Origin of the sequence: Achromobacter xylosoxidans (genome assembly GCF_002192695.1) — a bacterium.
In the GTDB taxonomy this organism is placed as follows: Bacteria; Pseudomonadota; Gammaproteobacteria; order Burkholderiales; family Burkholderiaceae_B; genus Achromobacter; species Achromobacter xylosoxidans_C.
Window position 1 is genome coordinate 196293 of sequence record NZ_MTLG01000082.1, and the last position, 22004, is coordinate 218296.

Consider the following 22004-nt stretch of genomic DNA (forward strand, 5'->3'; position numbering starts at 1 on the left):
AGTTCGTGTTTTCCCGCGGTGCGGGATGATCGCAACATGCTGCGGCGCAATATAAAACCGCAGGCAGGGCGCCTGGCGATATTGGGAAAGATTCGCAGCGGCGCGGAGTTGGCGCGGATGCTGCTTCGCACCATCCCGGTATGCGGCCTTCGGAATTCTTTTGTAACAATGGCCGAAATAGGGGCGTTCGGGATCGGTTGAACAACGGCTCCGGGAAAACCCCCTAAACAGGTAAAATCTCTTTTTGCTCTCCTCTCTTTATACGGCGCCCGCATCGTGTCCCTAGTTCAGCATCTGCCTGGTTCCTCCGTCCTGTCCTCCTTCCGTCGCGATCGCCTCCTGGCGCAATTGAAGGAAGCCGGCTTGCCGGTGGCCGACATATCCGCCCGCTACGAGCACTTCGTCAGCACCGACGCGGCCCTGACGGCCGAGCAGCAGCAACACCTGACCCAACTGCTGGACTACGGCACGCCCGTGACGGGCGAAGCGCCGGCCAAGAGCCTGTCCCTGCTGGTGATCCCGCGCCTGGGCACGATTTCGCCCTGGGCCAGCAAGGCCACCGACATCGCCCACAACTGTGGCCTGGCGTCGGTGCACCGCATTGAGCGCGGCGTGCGCTACGTGATCACTCCCGAGCGCGGCCTGCTGGGTACCAAGTCCTTTGACGACGCCATGCTGGCGCGCGCGGCCGACTGCCTGCACGACCGCATGACGGAAACCGTGGTGGACGCCAGCTTCGACGGCCAGGCGCTGTTCCAGCCGCTGGCTGGCAAGCCCATGCGCACGGTCGGCGTGCAGGCGCAAGGCGCCCAAGCCCTGGCCGAAGCGAACGTCTCGCTGGGCCTGGCGCTGTCGGACGACGAAATCGAATACCTGGCCAAGTCCTTCACCGACCTGGGCCGCGATCCCACCGACGTGGAACTGATGATGTTCGCGCAGGCCAACAGCGAACACTGCCGCCACAAGATCTTCAACGCCCAGTGGGTGATCGACGGCCAGGAACAGCCCAATACGCTGTTCGGCATGATCCGCGCCACCCACAAGGCGCAGCCCGAGGGCACCGTGGTCGCCTATTCGGACAACGCCGCCATCATGGAAGGCGGCCCCGCGCAGCGCTTCCAGGCGGGCGTGCCGGGCGTGACGGGCGAGGGCGTCGAAGGCGCCAGGTACATTCGCCGCAACACCACCGTGCACACGCTGATGAAGGTGGAAACGCACAACCACCCGACCGCGATCGCGCCGTTCCCCGGCGCCTCGACCGGCAACGGCGGCGAGATCCGCGACGAAGGCGCGACCGGCCGCGGCTCCAAGCCCAAGGCCGGCCTGACCGGCTTCACCGTGTCGCACCTGCGCTTTGACGACGCCTTGCAGCCCTGGGAAGCCGATCACCACGGCCTGCCCGAGCGCATCGCCTCGCCGCTGTCCATCATGATCGACGGCCCCATCGGCGGCGCGGCGTTCAACAACGAATTCGGCCGTCCCAACCTGCTGGGCTATTTCCGTTCGTTCGAACAGACCGCCGGCGGCACGCGCTGGGGCTACCACAAGCCCATCATGATCGCGGGCGGCCTGGGCAGCATCGATGCCGGCCTGACGCACAAGGACGTGATTCCGCCGGGCGCGCTGCTGATCCAGCTGGGCGGCCCGGGCTTCCGCATCGGCATGGGCGGCGGCGCCGCCTCCAGCATCAGCATGGGCAGCAACTCGGCCGAACTGGACTTCGATTCCGTCCAGCGCGGCAACCCTGAAATCGAGCGCCGCGCCCAGGAGGTCATCGACCGCTGCTGGCAGCAGGCCGAGAACAACCCCATCATCGCGATCCACGACGTGGGCGCGGGCGGCCTGTCCAATGCCTTCCCGGAACTGGTGAACGATGCCGGCCGCGGCGCCATCTTCGACCTGAAGCGCGTGCCGCTGGAAGAATCGGGCCTGTCGCCCGCCGAAATCTGGAGCAACGAATCCCAGGAACGCTACGTCCTGTCGATCCTGCCCAAGGACCTGGAGCGCTTCGACGCCATCGCCCGCCGCGAACGCTGCCCCTACGCGGTGGTGGGCGTGGCCACCGAAGAGCGCCAGCTGCGCGTGGTGGACGGCGAGGGCCTGCCGGGCCTGGACACCATCCGCCCGCAGGGCGAAGCCGAAGTGCGTCCGGTGGACGTGCCGATCGACGTCATCCTGGGCAAGCCGCCGCGCATGACCCGCGACGTCACGCGCCTGCCGGGCGTGTCCGCGCCGTTGGACCTGGCCGGCATCGACCTGACCGAAGCCGCCTACCGCGTACTGCGCCACCCCACGGTGGCCAACAAATCCTTCCTCATCACCATCGGCGACCGCACCGTGGGCGGGCTGTCCAGCCGCGACCAGATGGTCGGTCCGTGGCAGGTGCCGGTGGCTGACTGCGCCGTGACCCTGGCCGACTACGAAGGCTTCCGCGGCGAAGCCATGTCCATGGGCGAACGCACCCCGATCGCCATGCTGGACGCGCCGGCCTCCGGCCGCATGGCCGTGGCCGAGGCCCTGACCAACCTGGCCGCCGCCGACGTGGCGCGCCTGGAAGACATCAAGCTGTCGGCCAACTGGATGGCCGCCTGCGGCGTGGCCGGCCAGGACGCCGCGCTGTACGACACCGTGTCCGCCGTCAGCGAACTGTGCCAGGCCACCGGCCTGTCGATCCCGGTGGGCAAGGATTCCCTGTCCATGAAGACGTCCTGGGAACAGGACGGCGAGCAGCGCCAGGTGGTGGCGCCGGTGTCGCTGGTCATCACGGCCTTCGCGCCCGTGGCCGACGTGCGCGCCAGCCTGACCCCGCAGCTGCGTACCGACGCGGGCGACAGCGTGCTGATCCTGATCGACCTGGGCCGCGGCCGCCATCGCATGGGCGGCTCGATCCTGGCGCAGGCCTATAACCAGGTCGGCGAAACCGTGCCGGACATCGATGCGCCGCAGGACCTGCGCGCCTTCTTCGTCACCATCCGCACCTTGGCCGAAGCCGGCACCATCCTGGCCTACCACGACCGTTCCGACGGCGGCCTGTTCGCGACCCTGACCGAAATGGCCTTCGCCGGCCGCACCGGCATCTCGGTCAACCTGGACATGCTGACCTTCGATCCGCAATCCGCGGATTGGGGCGACTACAAGATCCGCCCCGAACAGGTGGCGGTGCAGCGCGAGGAACTGACGCTCAAGGCGCTGTTCTCCGAAGAAGCCGGCGCCGTTATCCAGGTGCCGGCCGCCCAGCGCGACGCCGTCATGCAGGTGCTGCGCGGCGCGGGCCTGTCGGCGCATTCGCACGTCATCGGCGGCCTGAACGGCGCCGACGAAGTCGAGTTCTACCGCGATGGCAAGAAGGTCTGGGGCCAGCCGCGCGCCGAACTCGGCCGCGCCTGGAGCGAAGTGTCCTACCGCATCATGTCGCGCCGCGACAACCCGGCCTGCGCCCAGGCCGAGCTCGACGTCTGGAACGACGCCACGGATCCGGGCATGAGCCCCAACGTGGACTTCGATCCGCAGGAAGACGTGGCCGCGCCGTTCATCAACACCGGCAAGCGTCCGCGCGTGGCGATCCTGCGCGAGCAGGGCTGCAACAGCCAGGTGGAAATGGGCTGGGCCTTCGACACCGCCGGCTTCGAAGCCATCGACGTGCACATGACTGATCTGCTGTCCGGCCGCGTGGACCTGGCGCAAGTGCAGGGCCTGGTGGCCGTGGGCGGCTTCAGCTACGGCGATGTGCTGGGCGCCGGCGAAGGCTGGGCCCGCACCATCCGCTTCAACAGCAAGCTGTCGGACCAGTTTGCCGCCTACTTCGCGCGTCCCGACACCTTCGCGCTGGGCGTGTGCAACGGCTGCCAGATGATGGCTGCGCTGGCGCCGATGATCCCGGGCGCCGAGTTCTGGCCGCGCTTCACGCGCAACCTGTCGGAAAAGTACGAAGCCCGCCTGGCGATGGTCGAAGTGGCCAAGTCGCCGTCGATCTTCTTCGCCGGCATGGAAGGCGCGCGCATTCCGGTGGCCGTGGCGCACGGCGAAGGCTATGCGGACTTCTCGCAGCAGGGCGACGCCAGCCGCCTGCTGGCCGCCGCGCGCTACATCGACAACCGTGGCCAGGCCACGGAAGCCTATCCGTTCAACCCGAACGGCAGCCCGGGCGGCCTGACTTCGGTCACCACTGCCGACGGCCGCTTCACGGTCATGATGCCGCACCCGGAACGCGTGACGCGCAACGTCATGATGTCGTGGGCGCCGGAGAAGTGGGGCAAGGCAGACCAGGGTGGCGCGTTCAGCCCCTGGATGCGCATCTTCCGCAACGCGCGCGTCTGGCTGAAGTAAGCCAAACGCTGGCGCCGGGGCTTGCTTCCCGGCGCTTGCGCGAAACGCCCCGCTACTTGGCGGGGCGTTTTCATTGTGGCGCTCAGAACTGGTACTTCACCCGCCCGATGACGCTGCGCCGGCTGCCCGGATAGCAATCGCTCAGGTCGGAGCAGGTCGCCAGGTATTCCTTGTCGAACAGGTTGGTGGCGTTGACCGACAGCGTCAGGTGCTTGTCGACAGCATAGGACACGCCCGCGTCCACCAGCGTGCGCCCGGCGATCTTCAGCGTGTTGGCGTTGTCGCCGTAGGTCGAGCCCACGTAGCGCAGGCCCGCGCCCAGGCTCAATCCGGCCAGCGCGCTGTTGCGCACGGTGTAATTGAGCCAGCCCGAGGCGCTGTGCTCGGGCACCAGGGCCGGGCGGTTGCCTTCGGTGCCGTTGTTGGCGCGGGAGATCCGGGCGTGCACGTAGGTATAGGAACCGGTGAAGTCCCAGCCGTCGCCCAGGCTGAACTTGCCTTCCAGTTCCACGCCGCGCGATTGCACCTCGCCGGAGGCGACCTGGAAGCCGGGATTCTGCAGGTCATTGGTCAGCACGTTGCTCTTCTTGATGTCGAAGACCGCCAGCGTGTAGAGCGCATTCGATCCGGGCGGCTGGAACTTGATGCCGCCTTCCCACTGGCGTCCGCGCGAGGGGGCGAACGGAGAGCTGCCATTGGCCGGCGCCGAGGTCCCGGTGTTGGGCAAGAAGGACTGGGCGAAGCTGACGTAGGGCGCGACGCCGTTGGGCATGACGTAGTTCAGGCCGGCGCGGCCGCTGAAGCGGCTGCCGCTCTGATCGGTGTCGTTGTTCAGGATCCGGTTTTCGGTCTTCTGGCTATACCAGTCGTAGCGGCCGCCCAGGGTCAGCACCCAGCGCTCGTCGAAGCGGATCTGGTCCTGCAGATACAGGCCGGTCTGGTGCGTGCGCTCCAGGTAGTTGGCCAGCGGTATGGTCGGCGTGGGCACGTCCACGCCATAGACCGGGTCAAAGGGGTTCAGGCTGGGCGCCGGCCCCATGGTGCGCGACACGTCGGCGCTGCTGCGGTTGAAGTCCAGGCCGAGCAGCAGCGTATGGGCCAGCGGGCCGGTGCGCAGCTCCAGCTGGGCCTGGTTGTCCAACGCCAGCGCGGTCATGCTTTCGTCGTAGCGGCGGGCAGTGCGGGCGATGCCCGTGGGCGTCAGGCCGGCCAGGAACATGTTGTCCAGGATCGAATCGACCCGTCCGTAGCGCAGGTTCTGCCGCACCTGCAGCGTGTCGTTGAAGCGGTGCTCGAACAGGTAGCCGATGCTCTTCTGGTCCTGGTCGTAGCGGTTGAAATTGGGATCGCCGTTGCGCAGGTTGGTGGGCTTGCCGTTGACCGTGACCGTGCCGATGGTGCCGCCCGAGCGGTCGCGCAGGTACTCGGTCAGCAGGGTGAAACGGGTGGCGGCGGAGGGCGCCCAGGTGAGCGAGGGCGCCAGGAACAGGCGGTCGTCGGAAATGCGGTCGCCGTTCGGATAGGTGAATTGCGTGTTGGCGTCGCGCGCCACGCCGATGACGCGGTACATCAGCGTGCCGTCTTCGGTCGCCGGACCGGTCAGGTCGACTGCGGCCTGCTTGCGCTGGAAGCTGCCGTACTCCAGCTCGGCCTCGTAGTGCGGCGTGGCCGAGGGGAGCTTGCTCACGCGGTTGATGACCCCGCCCGCGTCGCCTTGGCCGTACAGCACGGAAGAGGGGCCGCGCAGCACCTCGATGCGATCGAGCGCGTAGGGTTCGCTGCGGAACAGGGTGTAGCCGGACGTCGCCTGGCGCAGGCCGTCCTTATAGTCGCTGGTGGCTTGGGCGTTGAAGCCGCGCAGCATGACCCAGTCGAAACCCTTGGGGTCCACCCCGTAGGTTTCCACCGTCACGCCGGGTACGTAGCGCAGCACTTCGGTCACGCTTTGCGCGTTCTGCGCTTCCATCTGCGCGCGCGTCACGACGGAGATCGACTGGGGGACTTCCAGGATCGGCGTGTCGGTCTTGGTGCCGGCCCGGGTTTCCTCGGCCACGTAGCTGTCGGGCGCCACGCTCGAGGCCCGCACGGTGACCGGCTCCAGCGTGGAGACGCCGGCCGCGCCCGGCGGCAGCGGACGCAGCACGTAGCCGCCGCCTTCCAGCCGCGCCGCTAGGCCGCTGCCGGCAAGGATCGCGGCATAGCCCGCGTTCAGGCTGTAGGCGCCGCGCAGGCCGGGGCTGCGCCGGCCCGCGGTCAGGGCGCCGTCGATGGTGATGGTCACGCCCGCCTGCTGCGAATAGGCGTTCAGCACCTGGTCCAGCGGGCCGGCGGGAATGTCGTAGCTTCTGGCGGCCCGCTCCTGGGGCGAGGGGGCGCCTGGTTCCGCGGCCATGGCGGCGGGGGGCGCGGCCAGCGCCAGGGCGGTCAGGGCCAGCGCCAGCGTGCTGCGGGCGGGCTTGGGAGTGGAGCGGGCTTGCATGTAGTGGGTTCCTCGTTGCGGACGTGAATGCTGCGGATATGCAGGTATCCCGAACGAGAAATAAAAAGTGCTACGGTTTTCGCGAAATTTTTTTGCGCAGGGCTATCTGGGCTCGACCACCACCCAATAGCCCGTGTAGCGCGACACGCGCAGCGGCAGGGCTCTTGCTAGAGAGGCCAGGATCCGGTCCGTGTCGTCCAGGGCGTACACGCCCGACACGATCAGGTCCGCTACGCGCGGGTCGCAACGGATCACGCCGCGCCGGTAACGCCCGATCTGGTCCAGGAAATCGGCCAGCCGCAGGCGTTCGGCCACCAGCTGGCCGTGCAGCCAGGCCGGCGCCTGCTGCAAGGCGTCCGGCATCGGCTCGGCCGCCAGCGGCGTGAACGCGGCGGATTGGCCCGCGTCCAGGCGCAGCGGGCGGCCCCGGGACGGCTGGATTTCCACCGCGCCTTCGTAGACGCCGACCCGGATCCGGTTGCGCTGCTGCTCCACCGTGAACCGGGTGCCCAGCGCCTGCACGTCGCCATAGGCGGTGGCGACGAAGAAGGGGCGGCCCGCGGCGGCGGGGCCGTGGCCGGTTTGCACGTAGATCTCGCCGCGGCGCAGGACCAGTCGGCGCGTGTCGGCGGTGTATTCCATGTCCACGGCGCTATCGCCGTTGAGTATGAGCCGCGTGCCGTCGGCCAGCATGATTTCGCGCCGTTCGCCTACCGCGCTACGGTAGTCGGCGGCGTAGGCCTGCCAAGGCACCCGTTGGGCCGCCAGGCCCGCCGCGCCAGCGCCCAGCACCGCCCAGCCCATCAGGCGCAGGGCCTTGCGGCGTCCTGCCTGCCGGCCCGAGCGGGCCAGGGCCTGGGCCGATGCCTCGGGCGACACGTCCATCAGCCGGGTATCGATGCGCTGCACTTGCTGCCAGGCGCGCTCATGGTCCGGATGGGCCGCGCGCCAGCGCTCCCAGGCGGCGCGCTCGTCGGCGCTGGCTTCGCCGGACCACAGGATGACCAGCCATTCCAGTCCTTGCGCCAGTATCGGTTCGGGGATGTCCCCGTGCCGGGCGCTCACAGCGCCGCCAGGCAGGCTTGGGCGGCGCGCAGCATGTGCTTGCGCACCAGCGCCACCGACACGCCTAGGCTTTGCGCGATGTCGGAATAGGTCCGGCCCTCGAAGCGGGACAGGATGAAGACCTGGCGGGCGCGGGTGGGCAGGGCGTCCAGCGCGGCGTCCACCGCCATCAGCGTTTCCAGCGCCAGCGCGCGCGCCTCGGCCGAAGGCATGTGCGCTTCGGGCAGGCTGGCCAGGGCGTCCAGGTAGGCGCTTTCCAGCGCGCGGCGGCGGTACAGGTCCACCACCAGGCCTTTGGCGATCTGGGTGAGGAAGGCGCGCGCCTGGTCGGCTTCGGGCAGCCGGCCCGAGTTCAGCAGCCGTTCGTAGGTGTCGTGCGACAGGTCCGCGGCGTCATGCGCGCAGCCCAGCCGCCGCCGCAGCCAGCCCGCCAGCCATCCGTGATGGTCGCGGTAGAGCAGGTTCAAGGCATGGTGCGCCGTGGGCTGGGTGGCCGCCGTCACGATGGGTTCCCGTCAGGTCCAAAACTGCAAATGATAATCGTTGTTAATTGTGTTGGACAAGCACGGCGCGGAAGGAAATGCGGCATGCAATCAAATGAGATGTTTAACTTTTCATTGCAACCTGTCGTAACGCATAGGTAGCCGCTATACGCAACCCGGAGTGACCCCAATGTTCAAGAATCTCAGTATTCGCGCGGTCTTGACGACCGCTTTAGCCGTTTTCTTCGCGCTTTTCCTGGTAACAGGCATCGCCGTCCACCAGCAGCTGACCTCCAACCGCAATTCCATCGAAGTGCTGCTGGACACCAACCTGGTCCGCGCCAATGCCGTGAACGGCGCCGGTACCGAACTGTTGCGCGCCCGCCTGGTGCTGCTGGCCGCGCAGACCGCGCTGATGGAAGGCAAGAGCCTGGACAACCTGGCCAGCATGCAGCGGCTGGACGGCTACACCAAGAAGGCCGGCGAGCTGATCGAGCTGGTGCGCAAGACTCCGGAAACCTCGGCCCAGGGCAAGCCCCTGCTGGACGCGGCCCTGGCGGCCTACGACGTCTATCACCGCGACGCCATCGTGCCCATGATCGCGGCCATCCGCGCCGGCAACGCCCAGGATTCCAGCCGCCTCAACCTGGAAAAAGTCACGCCGCTGGGCCTGACCTTTACCGCCGCCATCCAGAAGTACGTGGACTACGCCGACGAAGTCGGCCAGCGCGTGGCGCGCCAGGCTTCCGCCCGCATCAATAGCGCGATTGCGCTGCTGATCGGCCTGCTGGTCGTGGTGGCCGCGCTGGTGGTGGGGCTGTACGCGGTGTTCGGCCGCTCGGTGTTCCGTCCGCTGCATGAAGCCGGACGCCTGTTCGACCGCATCGCCGGCGGCGATCTGACCAACCGCATCGAGCAACGCGGCAACAACGAAATCGGGGTGCTCTACGCCGCCGTCAAGCGCATGCAGGACAGCCTGGCCCGCACCGTGTCGGCCGTGCGCCTGGGCGTGGAAGAGATCCACACCGGCGCGCGCGAGATCGCCGCCGGCAACATCGACCTGTCTTCGCGCACCGAGCAGCAGGCGGCTTCGCTGGAAGAAACCGCCGCCAGCATGGACGAGCTGTCTTCCACCGTTCGCAACAACGCGGAAAGCTCGCGCAGCGCCTCGGAACTGGCCGTGGCGGCGTCCGAAGTGGCCACGCGCGGCGGCGAGGCCGTGGGCGACGTGGTCGGCACCATGCGCGGCATCGCCGACAGCTCCAACCGCATCGCCGACATCGTCGGCGTGATCGACGGCATCGCCTTCCAGACCAACATCCTGGCGCTCAACGCGGCCGTGGAAGCGGCGCGCGCGGGCGAGCAGGGCAAGGGCTTCGCGGTGGTCGCCAGCGAAGTGCGCGCCCTGGCGCAGCGCAGCGCCGCCGCCGCCAAGGAAATCAAGGGCTTGATCGACGACTCCGTGCAGAAGGTATCGGTCGGTTCGGACCAGGTGGAAGCCGCCGGCGCCACCATGCAGGAAATCGTGGCCTCGGTGCGCCGCGTGACGGACATCATCAACGAGATCTCCAGCGCTTCCGAGGAGCAGTCGCAGGGCATCCAGCAGGTCAACCAGGCCGTGTCGCAGATGGACAGCGTGACGCAGCAGAATGCCGCGCTGGTCGAAGAGGCCGCGGCCTCCGCAGCCTCGCTGGAAACCCAGGCGCAGCGCCTGCGCGACGCCGTGGCGGTATTCAAGCTGCAGACCGGCCGCGTGATCGACGCCGACGCGCCGGCCGTGGGCCACAACGGCGAGCCGGCCTTGCTGGGCGCCTGAACCGCGTCCCTGAACTCGTCCATATGGCGGCCAGCCCGGATGGCTGGCCATGAACTGGCACAAAGCCCCCAGCGTGTTCGCGCCTGGGGGCTTTGTCCATGGGCCGGATGCGCGGCCCGCGTGGCGGCACCATTTCCTGGCGCCAACAACAATCAGGGACAAAAGATGCCAGCCGCGCCGCGCAGGCATAAAATAGCGGATTGCCTACCCCCTCCGCACACAGGATCCCGCGCCATGAACGCACGCATCCCCGAAGACGCTCTTCCTCCCACCCTGGACCCGAAGGCCCTGCAGGCTTTCGTCGACGACAAATGGGACAACGAGATCATCCCGGCGCTGACCGACTACATCGCCATCCCGGCCAAGAGCCCGGCGTTCGACGCGGACTGGGAAAAGAACGCTTTCATCGAACGCGTGGTGCGCGACGCCGCGCAGTGGGTCGAGGCGCAGAAGGTCTCGGGCCTGAAGCTCGAAGTGGTGCGCCTGCCGGGCCGCACGCCCGTCATCTTCTTTGACGCGCCCGCCACGCGCAGCGACAACGGCGACACCGTGCTGCTGTACGGCCACCTGGACAAGCAGCCCGAATTTTCCGGCTGGCGCGCCGGCCTCGGCCCCTGGACCCCCAAGCTCGAAGACGGCAAGCTGTATGGCCGCGGCGGCGCCGACGACGGCTACGCCGTGTACGCCTCGCTCACCGCCATCATGGCGCTGGACAAGCAGGGCATTCCGCGCCCGCGCTGCGTGGGCATCGTCGAGACCTGTGAGGAATCCGGCAGCTACGACCTGCTGCCCTATGTGGACGCGCTGCGCGACCGCCTGGGCAACGTGGCCCTGGTGGTGTGCCTGGACTCGGGCGCCGGCAACTACGACCAGCTCTGGATGACGACCTCGCTGCGCGGCATGGTGTCGGGCACGCTGGAAGTGCAGGTGCTGGACGAAGGCGTGCACTCGGGCGACTCCAGCGGCGTGGTGCCGTCCTCGTTCCGCATCCTGCGTCATCTGCTGGACCGCCTGGAAGACAGCGGCACCGGCCGCCTGCTGCCGCAGAGCCTGCATTGCGAGATCCCCGCCGACCGCGTGGAACAAGTGCACGCCACCGCGCGCATCCTGGGCGACGAAGTCTGGCGCCGTTTCCCCTGGAGCTGCGGCGCCGACGGCGGCTTCGTGCTGCCCATGACGACCGAACCCGAACAGGCCCTGCTGAACCGCACCTGGCGTCCGACGCTGTCCGTGACCGGCGCCGAAGGCCTGCCGCCGCTGTCCAGCGCCGGCAACGTGCTGCGCCCGCGCACCGCCTTCAAGCTGTCGCTGCGCCTGCCGCCGCTGGTGGACGCCGTGGCCGCCTCGCAAGAGATCAAGGCCCTGCTGGAAGCCGACTCGCCCTACAACGCCAAGGTGTTGTTCAAGGCCAACGAAGGCGCCGCCACCGGCTGGAACGCCCCGGCTTCCGCACCCTGGCTGACCCAGGCGCTGGACGCGGCCTCGCAGCAATACTATGGCGCGTCCTGCGGCTACATCGGCCAGGGCGGCACCATTCCGCTGATGAGCATCCTGCAGAAGGGCTTCCCCAAGGCCCAGTTCATGGTCTGCGGCGTGTTGGGCCCCAAGTCCAACGCCCACGGCCCCAATGAGTTCCTGCACGTGCCCTACGGCAAGAAACTGACCGCGGCCGTGGCCCAGACCATGGCGGCCATGCCCACCGCGTAAGCGGCGGCGACGCTCTTCAAAGCGCGGGCCGCAACGCCCGCGCTTTTCTTTTTTCCAGGACGGACACCCATGATTTCCACTTCCGACGCCTACGCCAACGTGGTCGCTGAGACCAAGCATTGGCTGAACCAGGCCGTGATCGGCCTGAACCTCTGTCCCTTCGCCAAGGCGGTGCAGGTCAAGGACCAGATCCGCTTTGCCGTCAGCGACGCCACCGACGCCGAGGGCGTTCTGACCGACCTGCAGGACGAACTCGCGCTGCTGGCCGAAACCGACCCGGAAAAGATCGACACCACGCTGCTGATCATCCCGGACGCGCTCGACGACTTCCTGGACTTCAATGACTTCGAAGAGCTGTCGGAGCGCCTGCTCAAGCGCATGCGCCTGGTGGGCGAGCTGCAGGTCGCCACCTTCCACCCCCAGTTCCAGTTCGCCGACACGCAGCCGGACGATATCGAGAACTACACCAACCGTTCGCCGTACCCGATCCTGCATCTGCTGCGCGAAGACAGCATCGACCGCGCGGTGGAGTCCTTCCCGGATGCCGCCGAGATCTACGAGAAGAACATCGACACGATGAAGCGGTTGGGGCTGGACGGGTGGAAGAAGCTGATGACCAAGGCTTGACGCCAGTTCTGTAGACGGCACCTGACGGGATGGCGGGCCGGTCGGGCAATCGATCAGATCGCATACCAAATACCGCCATGCGGAATACAAGATCCGCTTTTTGCCAACGAGCCTCGGGATATCCCTAGATAGCCCGTCCGCGGTATTGCATACAACATACTGACGCCGTGACAGCTCGCCGTAAGGTGAGCGGCCCGCGTGTCCTTTCCCTTCGATTGCTTTGCCCCGCGGCCTCTCCCGGGCGCGGGGGCGTTGTCCTTGCCTGGAGAGTTGTATGCGATTTACCCGCCGCCATGCCCTGGGCGCGCTTGCCGCGCTGCCTCTGATCTCGCGCCCCGCTTGGGCCCAGAACACCTTTCCGACCCGCCCCGTGCGCCTGCTGGTGGGCTTTGCCCCCGGCGGGCTGACCGATATCGCGGCGCGCGCCCTGGCCGAGCGCATGGGCAAGACGCTCAAGCAGAGCGTGGTGGTGGAAAACCGTCCCGGCGGCCAGGCCATCATCGCCACCGTGGCGGTGGCGCGCGCCGAGCCCGATGGCTACACCCTGGGTTTCGCCGGCACCAATGGCATGATCCTGAACCCTTTGCTCTACAACAACCTGCCTTACCAGCAGTCGGATTTCAAGCAGCTGGGCTCCATGGGCAAGTCGCCGATGCTGCTGATTGTGCATCCCGATCTGGGCGTGAAGAACGTGCAGGAATTCATCGCGCTGGCCAAGAAGAAGCCCGGCGACATCACTTGCGCGCACGCGGGCCGCGGGGTGATCAACCACCTGGCGCTGCTGCATTTCCAGTCCAAGACCGGCACCCAGTTCCAGGACGTGCCCTACAAGGGCAGCGGTCCCGCGCTGCTGGACCTGATGGCGGGCACGGTGCAGAGCACCTTCGACTTCCCGACTTCGGCGTTGCCCAACATCAAGTCGGGCAAGCTGCAGGTGCTGGCGGTCACCTCCGACAAGCGCCTTTCCAGCTTGCCGGACGTCCCCACCATGAAGGAAGCGGGCGTGGACGGCTTCGAGCTCTATACCCGCATGATGATCTCGGGTCCGGCCGCCATGCCGGCGCCGGTGGTCGCGGCGCTGGAGAACGCGGTGCGCGAAGGCACGCGCGACCGCAGCCTGGTGCAGCAGTTCGCGGACCAGGGCGTGACCGTGGAATTCACGTCCTCGGCCGACCTGGACAAGGTCATCGCCGACGAGTCCGCCATGTGGGCCCAGGTCATCAAGGCCAACGGCGTGCCCAAGACCGACCTGAAGAGCTAAGGAGTCACCGTGGCAGAACAACCCAGCATCACCGTCACTCCGGAACGCGCCCTGATCGACGTGGCGCGCGAGACCCGCGTCAGCGGCTTCCCGGCCTACGCCTTCATCACCGTTACGGCCAGCATGACGATGTGCGGCGCGCCCTGGCGCTCGCAAGCCGTGTTCGTGGCCGGCCACGACGGCAGCCTGGACCTGGCCCGCGATTGCCCCGTGTCCGGCAGCTATGCCGAACCCTCGGCCATGGGCATCGTCTGGTCCATGGCTTGCGAGGACATCGCCAGCGTGGTGTTCCCGCCGGACCGGACCGAGCCGCTCGTCATCCGCATCGAAGCCAGCGACGGACGCCAGTCCGCGGCGGCGACCCTGGTGCAGGAATTCCAGGCCGAAGGCGTGACCCACCGCAGCGTGCGCGAGCAAGTCGGCGGCATGACGCTGTCGGGCGAGCTCTACACGCCCGCCGGCCCCGGCCCGCATCCGCTGGTGATCTACATGAACGGCTCGTCCGGCGGCGTCAACGCGCCGCGCGCTGCGCTGTTCGCGTCGCGCGGCTACCAATGCCTGGCGCTGGCCATCTTCAACTACGAGGGCCGCCCCAAGTACCTGAACGACATGCCGCTGGAGTACTTCGAGCATGCGCTGCGCTGGGCCCGCGCGGAGCTTGCGCCGCGCGACGGCTTCGTGGCCCTGTCCGGCATCAGCCGCGGCGGCGAAACCTCGCTGCTGGTGGCCTCGCACTATCCCGATCTCGTCAGCGCGGTGGTCGCCTATGTGCCGTCGCCGGTCATGCATGGCGTGGTCAGCGCCGGCGCGCCCGGCACCGGCCGCGACGCGCAGGTCTGGACCAAGGGCGGCGAGCCGCTGCCGCACCTGTGGCAGGACAACGCCAGCGCCAACTGGGACGCCGCCTACGCGTCCCAGCCGCCGTACCGCCAGACGCATGCCTTCCTCAGCGCCACGCGCGACAGCGCGGCGTTCGAGCGCGCCCGCATTCCGGTCGAGAACTATCCCGGCCCGGTGCTGCTGGTCAGCGCGTCGGATGACGGCTTCTGGCCCAGCACCGCTTACTCGGAAATCGTCATGCGCCGGCGCCAGGAACATGGCTTGCCCACGTTCCACCACGTCTGCATGGGCGCCGGCCATCACGTGCACTATCCCTGCCTGCCAGCGACCCTGATCAGCAAGCCGCACGCCATGTCCGGCCTGCTGCTGGACGCGGGTGGCACGCCCAGCGCGAATGCGGCGGGCAACGAAGGTTCCTACCTCGCCGTCCTGGACTTCCTGGGCCGGGTGGGGGGCGCGGCGAAGTAAACGGGCTGGTGGGCGGCCGGGCTAGTCCGCCCGGCCATCACCCGTTGCGCAGCTTCTGGTCCGCCACGAACGCCGACCAGCGCTGCAGCTCGCCCCGTATCAGCCCCGCGAACTCGGCCGGCGTGTTGGCATCGGCGGCTTCCATGCCCAGGCCGGCGAGTTTGTCGCGTACCTCCGCCTCGGCCAGGATGGTCCGCATGGCGCCGTTCCATTTGGCGATCAGGTCCGGCGGCGTGCCCGCGGGCGCGACGATGCCTTCCCATTCCTTCAGGTTGAACGCGGGCACCCCGGCCTCGGCCAGCGTGGGCACGCCGGGCAGGGCGGTCATGCCGCCGTCGCGCGTGACGGCCAGCGCGCGCAGCTTGCCGGACTGGGCCAGCGGCACGGCGACGGAGGCGGTGGCGAACATGGTCTGCACGTAGCCGCCCATCAGCGCCTGCGCCGCTTCCGCAGGCCCCTTGAACGGCACGTGCAGCATGTCTATGCCCGCCGCCTGGCAGAAGGCCGCGCCCAGCAGATGGGCGGGCGAGCCATTGCCGCCGGAACCGTAGCTGAGCTTGCCGGGCTGGCGCTGCGCCTGTTCGACCAGGCCGCGGACGTCGGCGTACTCGCTGCCCGGCGCCACCAGCAGGGCGTTGTACAGCCAGACCAGGTTCGCGATCGGCGCGAAGTCGCCATCCGTGCGGTAGGACACCTTGCCGAACAGCGCCGGCAGCACGGTATGGGTCAGGAACATGATGCCCACGGTGTAGCCGTCGGGGGCGCTGCGGGCGACGGCGTCCAGCCCTATCATGCCGGTCGCGCCGGGCCGGTTCTCCACCACCACCGGCTGCCCCCACAGGCGCTGCAGCCTTTCGCCGATCACGCGCGCCAGCACGTCGGGCGGGCTGGCCGCCGGCAGCGGCACGATGATGCGTACGGGCTTGTCCGGGTACGCGGCGCGGGCGGCCCAGGGCAGGGTACAGGCCAGGGCGCCGGACAGGCCCTTCAATAGCGTGCGGCGGCGCATGGTTCAGGCCGCTGACGAAACAGGCGGCATGAAGATCACGTCATACTCCGGCGCGACCGCAACGACCTCCGCCGGACTCGACATGTTGTGGATGCGGCGGTAAAGCTCCAGCAGCTTGCCGGCGGGCGCGGCCCAGAACAGCGCGGTGGCGGCGACGCCGGAATTGTTGAAGAAGGCATGCGGCACGCCGCGGGGCATGCGCACCAGGTCGCCGGGGCCGGCCGAGGTCTTCTTGCCGTCCAGCAGCAGGTCGATGCGGCCGTCCAGCACGAAGATGTACTCGTCCTGGTTGGGATGCACGTGCGGCGGCACGAAGCTCTCTTCGGGAAACGTGGCGTGCCAGGAAATGCTGTCCAGGCTGACCTGCTTGGGCACGTACACCTGCCCCAGGATGTTCCAGGAGACGCCGTCCAGGCCGGCCTGGGCGCGGGTGATGTCGGGGGTTTCGAGAATCATGCGGCACTCCTCAGGATTGCGACAGCCGATCCAGCGTCGGCTTCACGAGCGGGTTGGATGATGCGAAACGGGGCTTGAACGTCTGCCTGGCGCGCGCCAGGTCGGCTTCGTCCCAATAGCCGATCAGGATGCCGCCCTCGGAAATGCGCGGCTGGACTTCGATCGATTCAATGGTGCCGTCGGCCACCGTGGCGCGCTGGCGCGGCTGGCGCGCCCAGCGGAACAGCAGGTCCTCCATGCGCTTGCGCACCGCCTCGTGCGCGGGCGAGGCGCCCAGGTCGACGAATTCGTTCGGATCTTCCTGCAGGTCGTAGAGCATCGGCCGGTAGCCTTCCGCCAGCACGTACTTCCAGCGTTCGTCGCGCACCATGCGCAGCCAGGCCTGGCGCGCGGGCGTGCCCAGCGCGATGCGCGAATCCTGGAAGGCGTAGTCGTATTCGCAGATGACGTGGTCGCGCCAATCCGGCGGGGTCTGGCCGAACAGCAGGGGCCGCAGCGAACGGCCGTCCATGATGTGCGGCACCGGCACGCCGCCGCAGGCTTCCAGGAAGGTCGGCGCCAGGTCTATCGCTTCGACCATGGCCGCGCAGCGCGTGCCGCGGGCCGCGTCGGCGCGCGGATCCGGGTCGTAGACGATCAGCGGCGCGCGGATGACGGGCTCGTGGAACAGGTCCTTTTCCCCCATCCAATGGTCGCCCAGATAGTCGCCGTGGTCGGAGGTGAACACGATCATGGTGTTGTCGAACAGGCCGCGCGCCTCCATGAAGCGGAACAGCACGCCGAGCTGGTCGTCGATCTGTTTGATCAATCCCATGTAGCCCGGCATGACGGCTTCGCGCACGCCGGGTTCGGAAAAGGTCGCGGATACGCGGTGCTGCATCATCGCCGCATACACCGGATGCGGATCGGCGCGTTCAGCCTCGGCGCGCACCACCGGCAGCGCGTCGTGCGCGCCGTACATGCCGGCGTAGGGCGCCGGCGCCAGATACGGCCAGTGCGGCTTGATGTAGGACAGGTGCAGGCACCAGGGCTGCTCGCCCGCCTCGCTGATGAAGTCCATCGCGCGGCGCGTGATGTAGGGCGTTTCCGAATGCTCGTCGGGCACGCGCGCGGGCAGGTTGGAGTATTTCAGGAACCAGCCCGAGCGCACCGTGCCATCCGCGTCCTCCGCGGAATTGGCCCAGCTTTCCCAGGGGTTGTCGCCGCCATAGCCCTGCGCGCGCAGATAGTCGTTGTAGCGCGGGTCCGGATCGTGGCCCGAGTACGGATGGATGCCGTCGTCGCGCTCGTAGGCGTCGAAGCCGCATTCGGCAATGCGGCGGCCGATGACGGAGGCCGGGTCTATGCCCAGCCGCGACATGCCGGCCATGTCTGCGCGCATATGGGTCTTGCCCACCAGCACGGAGCGCACGCCCAGCGGCCGCAGATGGTCGCCGATGGTCATCTCGCCGGCCTTCAGCGGCACGAAGTTCCAGCTGGCCCCATGCGCATGCACGTAGCGCCCGGTGTAGTAGCTCATGCGCGACGGGCCGCAAACGGGCGACTGCACGAAGGCCCGGTCGAAGATCACGCCGCGCGCGGCCAGCGCGTCCAGATTCGGGGTCTTCAGCCTGGGATGGCCGAAACAGGAAAGATGGTCGTAGCGCAGCTGGTCGCACATGATGAAGAGAATGTTCTTCACGCCTCGGGTCATGCTAGGCTCCTGTCTCCGATTGGGGCATGCAGGAATTCTATCGATGGCCTGCGCGCGCATCCCTTGAATTGTTTTGATGTCGATTACCCCAGGTAATCGGCCGGAGAGGCGGCTTGCGACTCCAGCATCTGAACCTGTTGCTCACCCTGGCCCGGACCGGCAGCATGCGCGCCGCCGCGCAGGTCCTGAACGTGTCGCAGCCGGCGCTGACCAAGTCGTTGCGCCAGCTGGAGGAAGAGGTCGGCGCCGAACTCGTGCTGCGCACGCCCAAGGGCGTGCGGCTGGCGCAGGCCGGCGAGATCCTCGCGGCACGCGCAGCCGTCGTCATGCGGGAAATCGAGAAGGCCCACGAAGACCTGGCCTGGCACCTGCGCGGCGCCGAAGCCCAGGTGACCTTGGGCGTATCGCCCGCCGCCGCCATCCTGCTGGCGCCGGGCGCGGTGGCGCGCTATGGCGCCCGCTGGCCGCAGGTGCGGCTGCGGGTGCGCGACACGCTGTATCCGCAGGCGCTGGAGCGCATCCGTTCGGGCGAGTTGGATATGGCGCTGGGGCCGCTGCCCGAAGCGGGCGGCGGCGGCGACCTGGCCGTGCAGCCGCTGTTCGAAAGCCAGTCGGTCATCGTCGCGCGGGCCTCGCATCCGCTGGCTGGCGCGCGGCGCCTGAGCGAACTGGCCGAAGCCGCCTGGGTGCTGACCGGGCCGGCGCAGGGGCCGGGCGATCCCAGGGCGCTGTACAGCGACGAAGCGCAGGCGCGCGCGCTGCGCTTGCAGCTGGAATGCGAGTCCTTTTCCACGCTGTTGGCGCTGATGCCGCAGCTGGACCTGATCGGCATCATGCCGCAGGGGTTCCTGGACCGTTACGGGCCGGCGTTGGGGCTGGTGCGGCTGGACATCATCGATCCCTTGCCCAAGACCGTCATCTACGTGACCCACCGCGCCGATGCGCCGCTGACGGTGCCGGCGCGCCGCCTGCTGGACGCGCTGCTGGGCGAGGCCGCGCAGCTGGCCGGCCACCCCTGAGTCGCCAGGGATCGGTCCAAAAGGTTGAGTCCCGTCCACCGCGTCATGCCAGCGGCGTAAGCCTCAATATCCTTGACGGCAAGTGATGCGCGGTCTTATTTTTTTGGATTCCTGCCGAGGCGCAATCCACGCCGCCTCGAAATTCCCCGAGGCGACATCATGGTGATTGCAACGACAGTCCTGGTGGTTGGCGCCGGTCCGGCGGGCCTGCTCACTGCCGCCGAGCTGCAGCGGCGCGGCGTGCAATGCCTGTTGATCGACGCGCACGAGCGGCCCTTGGAATGGGACCGCGCCACGGTGGTCCATCCGCGCTCGCTGGAGATCTTCGACTCGCTGGGCATCGTCGAACCGCTGCTGGCCGCAGGCGTGAAGCAGCGCGGCGCGCGCATCCATGCCGATGGCAAGGTGCTGGGCGAGATCGATCTGGACCTTTGCGGCAGCCGCTATCCCTACAACATCGGGATCTCGGAAGAGGTCACCGAGTCCATCCTTGCCGACTATCTGGCCAGCCACGGCGGGAGCGTGCGGCGCGCAAGCAAGCTGGTCGATCTGCAGGAACGGCCGGACGGCATGCTGGCCAGGATCCAACAGCCGGACGGCGATATCGAAGTGCTGGCCGAGTGGGTGATAGGCTGCGACGGCCACCACAGCACGGTGCGCCAGCTGGCCGGCATCGAACAGGACGGCCATGACATCAGCCAGCCTTGGGCGGTGTTCGACGCCGCGATCAGCGGCTGGCCCGAGATCTTCGAGGCCAACTACGCCTACCTGGACCGGATCCCGGTGATCCTGACGGCGCTGCCGGGCCAGCGCTGGCGCGTGTATCTGCGGCCCAGCGCCGAGGACTCCGACCTGGTGGCCGATGCCTTGTCCACCTTGCGGCGCTATCTGCCCGAGGCCAATTTCGAGGACGTGGCCCATCCGGCGCGTTTCCTTTGCTACACCAAGGTCGCGCGGCAATTCCGGGCCGGCCGCATCCTGCTGGCCGGGGACGCCGCGCATACCTGCAGCCCGGCCCAGGGCCACGGCATGAATAGCGGCCTGCATGACGCCGTCAACCTGGCCTGGAAGCTTGCGCTGGTCTGCGGTGGGCAGTGTTCGGATAGCCTGCTCGACAGCTACCAGGCCGAGCGCCGGCCGGCCGCGCAGCGCGTGCTGGCATCGGGCGACGAGGCCGAGAGCGCCCAACTCGCCACGGACCCGGACCTGCTGCGCGAGCGCAATGCCGCCATCCGCAAGGCCTTCGAGGACGGCGCCTCGCAGCATCACGAGGCGGTCGCCGAGGCGGAGCTGGACATCGACTACCGCGATTCGCCCATCGTCATGGGAGACCGGCACGACCCGGTTTCGCCGGGCCAGCGGCTGCCGGACCAGATCCCGATCCGACTCGCGGCGGGCGGCGCCGGGATGCTGCACGAAGGCGCTCACCGCAAGGGCCATACGGTCTTCATCCTGGGCGGGCCGCGGACGTCGGCGGATGCGCTCGCCCAGGTCCGCGCCGCAATCGAGCCGCTATCGGACGGCGCCATCATCGAAGCCGTGGTCGCACTGACGGCGAACGCGGATGCCGACGGCGCGGACGGCTATCTGGATCCCTCGCTGGCTGGAAGGCTGGGCGTGTGGCATATCCTGGTGCTGGCCGTCAGGGCGGATGGCCATGTCGGGCTGCGCTCGGAAGAACGCCACGTCGAGACCCTGGGCGCTTACGTAGCGCGGCTGCGCGCGCCTGCGCCGGGCACGGCCGTGCCCTCCTGAGCGGGGGCGGGCGCCTGCGGCACGCCTGGCACGCCGCGCCGGATGTTGCGCGAGAATTCCGCCGCATCCACGGTGGCGCGGGCGCGTTGCGTGTAGTGGCCGGCCTGGCGGTACGCCAGCGGACTGTCCGCGCCTTCCAGCGCGTCCAGGCGGTACAGGTACTCGGGCAGATAACCCGAAAACAGCACGCGGTAATCCAGCGGCAGCCCCGGCACGATCTGGTCGGCCAGCCGGTACACGATAGTGGTGCAGTTGCCCGTCAGCGTGTTGTAGAAGCGCGGCTTGTCCGCCAGCCGGGTGGCGGTCTCCACATAGGCCAGGAACAGCTTGCGGGCCGCGCCGTCCGGCATGCGCACGCGGTACAGATAGCCTTCCTCGCCGCGCACATTGGTGCGCACGCGCAGGCTGTCTTCCTCGGTCGAGGCCAGCACCGATAGTTCATACTGGCGGAAGAAGCCGCCGATCTCGGAGAATACGTCGTGCAGCTTGCGGCGGATCTCCACCGAGAACACCGCGTACTGGCCGTCTGCGAAGCCGAACGACACCAGGGCGTGGGCGATCGCGGGCCGGCCCCAATAGGACAGCGCCAGGTCCACGGAGTCCAGCCGCGTTAGATCGTAGGAGCGGGTCTCCCAACGCTCGTCGTAATCCGTGCGCGACCGCCAATCGAAGTTGCGCACGTTGCGCAGGGTGACGATGTCGCCTTCGACCGTTCCCTGCGTCTGGCGCGCCACCTCCGGCATCCACTCGCGCTCGTTGGACGGACGCACGCCCAGCCACCACCAGGCCAGCAGCGCCAGCAGCAGGGCGCCGAACAGCCAGGCGGGCAAGGGCTGCCCGACAAACAGGCCGATCAGCGCGCCGGCCGCGAGCGCGAGCCACGCCGCCGGCAGGACGGCGCGCGCGCGGCCGGTGTACGGCGATTGGAACCAGAGCGCCGCCGCGCCCCACGCGGCGCCAACCAAGACGGCCACGCCGGCCGCGATCTGCGCGATCACGCG

Annotated in this window: 15 protein-coding genes; 8 read left to right on the forward strand and 7 right to left on the reverse strand. The window is 68.4% G+C overall.

Going from position 1 to position 22004, the window contains the following annotated elements; translation table 11 throughout:
• Positions 1–276: 276 nt before the first annotated feature.
• Complete coding sequence (gene purL, locus BRO63_RS19070) at positions 277–4326, forward strand: phosphoribosylformylglycinamidine synthase (RefSeq protein ID WP_088141290.1); 4050 nt, start codon at positions 277–279, stop codon at positions 4324–4326.
• 82 nt (positions 4327–4408) lie between these two features.
• Here the strand turns inward: purL and BRO63_RS19075 are convergent, their stop codons facing one another.
• From BRO63_RS19075 to BRO63_RS19085, 3 genes are all read right to left on the reverse strand, one after another.
• A complete protein-coding gene (locus BRO63_RS19075) occupies positions 4409–6805 on the reverse strand; it encodes a TonB-dependent siderophore receptor (protein WP_088141291.1) in 2397 nt (798 codons plus the stop codon).
• 102 nt (positions 6806–6907) lie between these two features.
• Positions 6908–7870: a FecR domain-containing protein gene (locus BRO63_RS19080; protein WP_256943351.1), complete on the reverse strand. Its 963-nt coding sequence runs from the start codon at positions 7868–7870 to the stop codon at positions 6908–6910.
• A complete protein-coding gene (locus BRO63_RS19085) occupies positions 7867–8373 on the reverse strand; it encodes a sigma-70 family RNA polymerase sigma factor (protein WP_088141293.1) in 507 nt (168 codons plus the stop codon). The genes BRO63_RS19080 and BRO63_RS19085 overlap by 4 nt, the downstream gene beginning before the upstream one ends.
• Positions 8374–8542: 169 nt before the next feature.
• On the opposite strand from BRO63_RS19085, the gene BRO63_RS19090 reads away from it, so the two are divergent.
• From BRO63_RS19090 to BRO63_RS19110, 5 genes are all read left to right on the forward strand, one after another.
• The gene (locus tag BRO63_RS19090) at positions 8543–10168 is read left to right on the forward strand and encodes a methyl-accepting chemotaxis protein (protein WP_088141294.1); all 1626 of its coding nucleotides are present in this window, start codon (positions 8543–8545) and stop codon (positions 10166–10168) included.
• A 234-nt stretch (positions 10169–10402) separates the two neighbouring features.
• The gene (locus BRO63_RS19095; protein WP_088141295.1) at positions 10403–11875 is read left to right on the forward strand and encodes a M20 family metallopeptidase; all 1473 of its coding nucleotides are present in this window, start codon (positions 10403–10405) and stop codon (positions 11873–11875) included.
• 69 nt (positions 11876–11944) lie between these two features.
• Positions 11945–12502 carry a DUF1415 domain-containing protein gene (locus BRO63_RS19100; protein ID WP_088141296.1) on the forward strand — a complete coding sequence of 186 codons (558 nt, stop codon included), beginning with the start codon at positions 11945–11947 and terminating at the stop codon, positions 12500–12502.
• A 274-nt stretch (positions 12503–12776) separates the two neighbouring features.
• Complete coding sequence (locus BRO63_RS19105) at positions 12777–13763, forward strand: Bug family tripartite tricarboxylate transporter substrate binding protein (RefSeq protein ID WP_088141297.1); 987 nt, start codon at positions 12777–12779, stop codon at positions 13761–13763.
• 9 nt (positions 13764–13772) lie between these two features.
• A complete protein-coding gene (locus BRO63_RS19110) occupies positions 13773–15071 on the forward strand; it encodes an acyl-CoA thioester hydrolase/BAAT C-terminal domain-containing protein (RefSeq protein ID WP_088141298.1) in 1299 nt (432 codons plus the stop codon).
• Positions 15072–15108: 37 nt separating this feature from the next.
• Here BRO63_RS19110 and BRO63_RS19115 read toward each other — a convergent pair whose 3' ends face one another.
• The 3 genes from BRO63_RS19115 to BRO63_RS19125 are packed head-to-tail and all read right to left on the reverse strand — an operon-like array spanning position 15109 to position 18229.
• Positions 15109–16080, reverse strand: coding sequence for a Bug family tripartite tricarboxylate transporter substrate binding protein (locus BRO63_RS19115; protein WP_088141299.1), 972 nt, complete (start codon positions 16078–16080; stop codon positions 15109–15111).
• 3 nt (positions 16081–16083) lie between these two features.
• On the reverse strand, positions 16084–16536 hold the full coding sequence (locus BRO63_RS19120) for a cupin domain-containing protein (RefSeq protein ID WP_054456254.1): 453 nt from the start codon (positions 16534–16536) through the stop codon (positions 16084–16086).
• Positions 16537–16546: 10 nt separating this feature from the next.
• Positions 16547–18229, reverse strand: coding sequence for an alkaline phosphatase family protein (locus BRO63_RS19125; RefSeq protein ID WP_088141300.1), 1683 nt, complete (start codon positions 18227–18229; stop codon positions 16547–16549).
• Between the two features lie 113 nt (positions 18230–18342).
• Here BRO63_RS19125 and BRO63_RS19130 point away from each other — a divergent pair, with 113 nt between their 5' ends.
• Together BRO63_RS19130 and BRO63_RS19135 are read left to right on the forward strand one after the other, a co-directional pair.
• Complete coding sequence (locus BRO63_RS19130; RefSeq protein WP_088141301.1) at positions 18343–19248, forward strand: LysR substrate-binding domain-containing protein; 906 nt, start codon at positions 18343–18345, stop codon at positions 19246–19248.
• A 159-nt stretch (positions 19249–19407) separates the two neighbouring features.
• On the forward strand, positions 19408–21003 hold the full coding sequence (locus BRO63_RS19135) for an FAD-dependent monooxygenase (protein WP_088141302.1): 1596 nt from the start codon (positions 19408–19410) through the stop codon (positions 21001–21003).
• On the opposite strand, the gene BRO63_RS19140 is transcribed toward BRO63_RS19135, so the two are convergent.
• A complete protein-coding gene (locus tag BRO63_RS19140; protein ID WP_088141303.1) occupies positions 20952–22001 on the reverse strand; it encodes an Lnb N-terminal periplasmic domain-containing protein in 1050 nt (349 codons plus the stop codon). The genes BRO63_RS19135 and BRO63_RS19140 overlap by 52 nt on opposite strands.
• Positions 22002–22004 lie beyond the last annotated feature (3 nt).